Source organism: Nocardioides sp. (assembly GCF_016462705.1).
Taxonomy (GTDB): Bacteria; Actinomycetota; Actinomycetes; order Propionibacteriales; family Nocardioidaceae; genus Nocardioides.
Genome location: NZ_JAEMSS010000259.1, coordinates 1 through 4,494, shown reverse-complemented (window position 1 = coordinate 4,494; position 4,494 = coordinate 1). Strand labels below are relative to the sequence as shown.

The window sequence follows — 4,494 nt, the reverse complement described above, 5'->3', positions numbered from 1 at the left end:
GGCGGCCACGGGGGCGTCGAGTGACCGATTCTGGTCGTCCTGGGGCGCTGACGGCGACCAGTTCGGGTCACTCGACACCGCCAAGCGCGCCTCCAGCTGACCCACGCGACGTGTCAGCCGGACCGCGAGCAACGCCACGGCGACCACGAGCAGCGTGAGCACGCCGGTCAGGGCCAGCAGGAGCGCGGTCATGGGCACCGAGCCTAGTCGCTCGACCCTGGGGCACTAGGTGGGTGCCCGCACGGGCGGCCTCGACTGCGGTGGCCCGGCGTTGGTCGTGTCGTGCGGCCGCCGCGTGACCGACCGACGCTCTCGGTCGGTGCGCGGCCGCCCAAAGGTCCGTGGGCACGTCATCACGTCTTCGATCCGGAAAAGAAGCGGACTTACGTTTCTATTTCGGAACGGGCGCAACAAGCGCGCGATCCGCACGCACCAGGTGCGTGTGATCCATGCGCTAAGCCCGGACGCCGAGACTCGATCGGCTACGCGCGCGGGCACCACCGGCCAGCAGCAAGGCCGCCGAGGCGCGGGCACCGCCGGCCAGCACCAAGACCGTCTGAGGCGCGCTGCCACCAACCACGACCGAGCGGGTGAGAGCCCTCAGCCAGACCCGGAGTCGTCGCCGCGGATGATCCGCCGCACCCGCTCCCACCGTTCCTTGACCGCGGCCTCGGCCCCGAGCGCGGTCGGCTGGTAGTACTCGCGGTCACCGACCACGTCCGGGGCGTACTGCTGGGTGGCGATGCCGTAGGGCTCGTCGTGGCTGTAGACGTAGGACGTCCCGTGCCCGAGCTTCTTCGAGCCCGCGTAGTGCGCGTCGCGCAGGTGGGGCGGGACCTGGCCGATGAGGCCGGCCTTGATGTCGGCCACCGCAGCACCGATCGCCGTCGTCACGGCGTTCGACTTCGGGGCGACCGCGATCGCGATGGTGGCCTGCGCCAGCGTCAGCTGAGCCTCGGGCATGCCGATGAGCTGGACCGCCTGGGCCGCGGCCACCGCGGTCGGGAGGGCGGTCGGGTCGGCCAGTCCGACGTCCTCCGAGGCGAGGATCACCAGCCGCCGGGCGATGAAGCGCGGGTCCTCGCCGGCCTCGAACATCCGGGCCAGGTAGTGCAGGGCGGCGTCGACGTCGGAGCCCCTGACCGACTTGATGAAGGCGCTGATCACGTCGTAGTGCTGGTCGCCCTGCCGGTCGTAGCGCACCGCGGCCTGGTCGACCGCCGTCTCCGCGGTCTCCAGGGTGACGACCGCCGAGTCGCGGGCCGCCGCGGCGCCGGCCGCCGCCTCCAGGTAGGTGAGCGAGCGGCGGGCGTCTCCCCCGGCGAGCCGCACCAGGTGGTCGAGCGCCTCGGGGGCGACCTCGTAACGACCGGCCAGCCCCCGCTCGTCGGCGATCGCCCGGTCCAGGACGACCCGGATGTCGTCGTCGGTGAGCGACTCCAGGCGGACGAGCAGGCTGCGGGAGAGCAGCGGGGAGATCACCGAGAAGAACGGGTTCTCCGTGGTCGCCGCGACCAGGTTGACCCAGCGGTTCTCCACGCCGGGGAGCAGGGCGTCCTGCTGAGCCTTGCTGAAGCGGTGCACCTCGTCGACGAACAGGACCGTCTCCTGCCCGGTGGCGGCCAGGGTCGCGCGAGCCGCGTCGATCGCCGCGCGCACCTCCTTGACCCCCGCCGAGACAGCGGACACCTCGACGAAGCGGCGGTCGGTGCTCAGGCTCAGGATCGAGGCGATGGTGGTCTTGCCGGTGCCGGGAGGTCCCCACAGGAGCAGTGACATCGACTGGTCGCCCTCGATCAGCTGGCGCAGCGGTGCCCCGGGGGCGCGCAGCTGGTCCTGCCCCGCGAGCTCGTCGAGGGTGCGCGGCCGCATGCGTACGGCGAGCGGTGAGGAGTCGCTGACATCGCTCGAGAGCGTGCCGCCGCCCCGTACCTCGGGCGAGGTCACCTCGAACAGTCCGTCCACGTGCTCACCCTAGGTGGGCGGGCGCGGCTGGCTCGCTACGCGTGCGCTCCACGCGCGGTGTCGAGGTCGACCCAGGTGTCCGCGTAGCCGGGCTGGCTGGTCACGGCGGTGACCGGGGCGGCCGTCGGGTCGGTGTTGCCCTGGTCGTCGACCCCCAGCAGCTGGGCGGTGACCGGACGGGACGGGGCCTTGCCGAGCTCGCCGGCGAAGTGGCACGCCACCTTGTGGCGCTTGCCGATCTGCAGCAGCGGCGGCTCGACCTTGGCGCAGATCTCCTGGGCCAGGTGGCAGCGGGTGCGGAACCGGCAGCCGGACGGGGGGTTGATCGGGCTGGGCACGTCGCCCTCCAGCCTGATCCGCTCGCGGCGACCACCGATCACGGCCTGCTTGACGTCGGGCACCGCCGAGAGCAGGGCCTGGGTGTAGGGGTGGTGCGGTGCGGCGTAGATCGTCTCCCGGTCGCCGATCTCGACGATCTTGCCGAGGTACATCACCGCCACCTCGGGGCAGAAGTGACGCACGACCGCGAGGTCGTGGGCGATGAAGAGGAACGCGATGTCGAACTCCTTCTGCAGGTCCTGCAGGAGGTTGACGACCTGGGCCTGGATCGACACGTCGAGCGCCGAGACCGGCTCGTCGGCGACGAGCAGCTTCGGCTGCAGCGCGAGCGCTCGGGCGATGCCGATCCGCTGCCGCTGGCCACCGGAGAACTCGCTGGGGTAGCGGTTGTAGTGCTCGGGGTTGAGGCCGACGACCTCGAGGAGCTGCTGGATCCGGGGCAGCACCTGCTTCTTCGGCACCACGTTGTGCACGATCAGCGGCGCCCCCACGATGGACCCGACCGTGTGCCGCGGGTTGAGGGAGCTGTAGGGGTCCTGGAAGATCATCTGGATGTCCTGCCGGAGCGGCTTCATCTCACGGTTGGACAGCGGGACGATGTCCTGCCCGGCGAACCGGATGGCACCGCCGGTCGGCTTGTAGAGCCGGGTGATCATCCGGCCCGTCGTCGACTTGCCGCAGCCAGACTCGCCCACGAGGCCCAGCGAGCCGCCGGCCGGGACCTGGAAGGAGATCCCGTCGACCGCCTGGACGTGCCCGACGGTGCGGCGGATCACGCCCCCGGACTTCACCGGGAAGTACATCCGCAGGTTCTCGACCTCGAGGATGGGCTCACGGCTCAGGTCGAGCTCGGTTGGCGCGTGCGGCTCGGTGACGTTGGCCTGGATCTGCTCGATCACGTCGTCGGTGATCGTGGGCTTGGTCCCGTGCTCGGGTGTGGGGTCGGTCATCGGGGGGCCTCACCCTCGGTCGTCGGGTCGGCCGCGCTCACGGTGTCGGGGGCGATCTCCGGCAGGATCTCCTGCTCGTAGATCTGGTCCGGGTTGGCCAGGTGGCAGCGCTTGAGGTGGTGCGCCGCGCGTCCCGGCAGCAGCTCCGGCAGCTCGGTGCTGCACAGGTTGCCCGGCACCTTGTCCTTGTGCACGCAGCGCGGGTGGAACGAGCAGCCGCTGGGCGGGTTGAGCAGGCTCGGGGGCGTACCGGGGATCGGGATCAGCCGGGCGTCGGTGCTCGCGCCGACCTCCGGGACGCTGGAGAGCAGCCCCCAGGTGTAGGGCATCTCCGGGTGGCTCAGGATCTCCCGGCAGGCGCCGTACTCGACCGCGCGGCCGGCGTACATGACCAGCACGTCGTCGGCCATCTCGGCGATGACACCGAGGTCGTGGGTGATCATGATGATGGCGGAGTTGTACTCCCGCTGGAGGTCCTGGAGCAGGTCGAGGATCTGGGCCTGCACCGTGACGTCGAGGGCGGTCGTGGGCTCGTCGGCGATGAGCAGGGCGGGCGAGTTGATCAGGCCCATCGCGATCATCACGCGCTGCCGCATGCCGCCGGAGAACTGGTGGGGGAAGTCGTCGATGCGCGCGTCCGGCTGCGGGATCCCCACTCGGTCGAGCGCCTCGATCGCCTTCTTGCGGGCGTCCCGTTTCGAGGCCGACGGGTGGTGCAGGGAGTAGGCCTCCATGAGCTGTGACCCGACCCGGTAGAACGGGTGCAGGGCGGCCAGCGCGTCCTGGAAGATCATCGCGATCTCGTTGCCGCGCAGGTGGTTCATCTGCTTCTCGGCGAGACCGATGATCTCGCGCCCGTTGACCCGGATCGACCCCGTGATCCGGGAGCGCTTCACGTCGTGCAGGCCCAGCACGGCCATGCTCGACACCGACTTGCCCGAGCCCGACTCCCCGACGATGCCGAGCGTCTTGCCCAGCTCGAGGGAGTAGCTCAGGTCGCTGACGGCGTGGACCAGGCCCCCCTCGGTGGGGAACTTGACGGTGAGGTTCTCCACGACGAGGTAGGGCTCGCCGCTGTCGTTCACCGCGGCGCCTCCGGCCCGCGGTTCGATCAGCGTGCTCATGCCAGCCTGACCCGGGGGTCGAGGAAGCTGTAGACCACGTCCACGATCAGGTTGGAGAACACGATGAACGCCGCCGCGACCAGCACGGTGGCGGTCACCACCGGGATGTCCGGGCG

Annotated in this window: 4 protein-coding genes; all 4 read right to left on the bottom strand. The window is 70.7% G+C overall.

Annotation, left to right across the window (positions count from 1 at the left end):
• Positions 1–192, bottom strand: a 192-nt coding sequence (locus tag JHD21_RS20910; protein WP_292679357.1) for a hypothetical protein, incomplete at its 3' end; no start/stop codon positions are given.
• A gap of 408 nt (positions 193–600) precedes the next feature.
• A complete protein-coding gene (locus JHD21_RS20905; protein WP_292679353.1) occupies positions 601–1,965 on the bottom strand; it encodes a replication-associated recombination protein A in 1,365 nt (454 codons plus the stop codon).
• Positions 1,966–2,000: 35 nt separating this feature from the next.
• A complete protein-coding gene (locus JHD21_RS20900; RefSeq protein ID WP_292679351.1) occupies positions 2,001–3,254 on the bottom strand; it encodes a dipeptide ABC transporter ATP-binding protein in 1,254 nt (417 codons plus the stop codon).
• Positions 3,251–4,378: an ABC transporter ATP-binding protein gene (locus JHD21_RS20895; RefSeq protein WP_292679349.1), complete on the bottom strand. Its 1,128-nt coding sequence runs from the start codon at positions 4,376–4,378 to the stop codon at positions 3,251–3,253. The genes JHD21_RS20900 and JHD21_RS20895 overlap by 4 nt, the downstream gene beginning before the upstream one ends.
• Between the last annotated feature and the right edge of the window lie 116 nt (positions 4,379–4,494).